The following is a 2238-nucleotide window of genomic DNA, read 5'->3' as shown; positions in this document are numbered from 1 at the left end:
ATTACGACGATGATTGAGAAGGTAAAAATATTTATTTTTATCCTGGCCCTGAGCCTTCTTTTGCTTCCGGCCGGCGCCATCGCTCAAAGTCCCGGTCAAGAAACGACTGATTCCTTGTCCGCCTATTATCAGGAGTATTTCATGCAGTTGATGGAAGAATGGCGGATGGAGAAAGTGGTGGAGTTTGCCCAGCAGTGGAACGTCAATGTGGCCGGGGGCAGGGAACTTGGGCTTAACCGGGCCTTTTGGGAGGAACGTTTCTCCCTGAGCCTTTCGCTGGGGCTTTCGTCCGCCCGCCAGTCCCAGGTCCTGGTGATGGAATACAAGATCAACCCGGCCCTTCTGCTTAAGGGGGAGGTCTCCCGCCAGCTGGCCAAAAGCGACGCCTGGCTGGACATCATCTTCAAAGCAGAGTACTAGGTCATCCTTGCCGCCATCGGCATAACAGCATCTGTAAATCTCATTCAAAATTGTCAGGATCACTGTAATGAAACGTCTCAAACTATTCATGTGGTGTCTGGCGGCCCTGCTGATATTCGTCCCATCCTTGATGAAGGCCCAGGACGGATATTTCGGCAAAAACAAGGTTAATTACAAGAATTTCAAGTGGCAGAAGATAGCCACCAAGAACTTCGACATCTATTTTTACCAGGGCCAAAACACCCTGGCCGCCATCGCCGCCGGGATAGCCGAGAACGAGGGGGAAAAGCTCTCCCGAGACTTTTCCCACAAGCTCAATGCCAGGATCCCGGTGCTGGTCTATTCCTCCCACAACGATTTTGAGCAGACCAACATCACCCAGGAGATCCTGGAGGAATCGGTGGGAGGGTTCACCACCCAGTTCAAGAACCGGGTGGTGGTGCCCTATACCGGATCCTACGCCGATTTTCAGCATGTGCTGGCCCACGAAATGGTCCACGCCTACATGTTCGACCTATTCTTTGGCGGGGGGATGGAATCTGTGCTTTCCGGCCAGAACTTCAACCAGGTCTCGCTGTGGTTCATAGAGGGCCTGGCCGAGTATGAGTCCCGGGGCTGGGACCCGGAATCCGAAATGATCATCAAGGACCTGGCCATCAACCAGCGGCTGATACCCATCAACGAACTGGACAACTACGGCGGCAGCTACCTGGTCTACAAGGAGGGACAGGCGGTGATGAGATATATCGCCGGCCATTACGGCCAGGCCAAGGTGGGCGAGCTGCTTCATTTGGTGCGGGCCAACCGCAATGTGGAAAAAGCCTGCCAGATGGTGCTGGGCCAGGGGGTGGAAAAACTTTCCGAGGACTGGGTCAAGTCGGTCAAAAAGGAATACTGGCCATATCTGGCCTCAAAAAAAGAGGCTTCCGACATCGGGAAACAGCTGACCGAACACGAGAAGAACGAATCCTATTTCAACCTCAGTCCGGCCCTGTCGCCCCGGGGCGACAAGATAGCCTACATCTCCGACCAGGGCGGCTATTCCGGGATCTACGTGATCTCCAGCATCGACGGCCGCAAGATCAGCCACCTGGTCAAGGGCGAAAAGAATTCGCTGTTCGAAGCCATGCACCTGGCCTGGTTCCGGGGAGGGCTGTCCTGGTCTCCGGATGGCAGCTGCCTGGTGTTTGCCGCTAAATCCACCACCGGTGACAGGCTGTATATCGTCGACGCAGACAACGGCAAACTGATCAGGAAATACAAATTTGACCTGGACGGGATCTATTATCCCTCCTGGTCGCCCACCGATGAGAGGATAGTCTTCTGCGGCCTCAAGAACGGCCATTCCGACCTGTACCTGCTGAACAACCTCGACGGCAGCATCAGGCAGATCACCAGCGACATCTACGACGACCGGGAACCGGCCTGGGCCCCGGACGGATCCGCCCTGGTCTTTGCCTCGGACCGCCCGGCCTCCGGCGATTCCACGGTTTCCGACAGCCTCCATTTCGGGAGGTACCGGTTGTTCACGGTAAACCCGGACGGAGAAGCCCTGGCCTGCTATACTCCGGATGAACTGTATGCGGTCAGCCCCAGCTGGGGAAGATCAGGCATAATCTACAACTCCTACCAGCAGGGGGTGGCCAATATCCTCTATCGGGCCGGCTCCGACAGCGCTTCGGTCCCCCTGACCGATGTTTTGACCGGATGTCTGCAGCCCCGCTGGTCGGCAGAAGGGGACAAGATAGTATTCGTGGGCTACCACCAGACCGGATGGAACATTTACACCATTAAAAATCCATTGGAAAAGAAGCCGGA

The 2238-nt window shown here is 55.6% G+C and carries 2 protein-coding genes; both read left to right on the top strand.

Annotated features, from left to right (window positions below; genetic code table 11):
- A partial coding sequence (locus Q7U71_08150) for a hypothetical protein (GenBank protein MDO9391729.1) occupies nucleotides 1–420 on the top strand: 420 nt, incomplete at its 5' end.
- A 67-nt stretch (nucleotides 421–487) separates the two neighbouring features.
- A partial coding sequence (locus tag Q7U71_08145) for a hypothetical protein (protein MDO9391728.1) occupies nucleotides 488–2238 on the top strand: 1751 nt, incomplete at its 3' end.

Source organism: bacterium (genome assembly GCA_030655055.1).
Taxonomy (GTDB): domain Bacteria; phylum Edwardsbacteria; class AC1; order AC1; family EtOH8; genus UBA5202.
The sequence above is the reverse complement of the archived record's forward strand: the minus strand, read 5'-3'. Positions and strand labels throughout refer to the sequence as shown.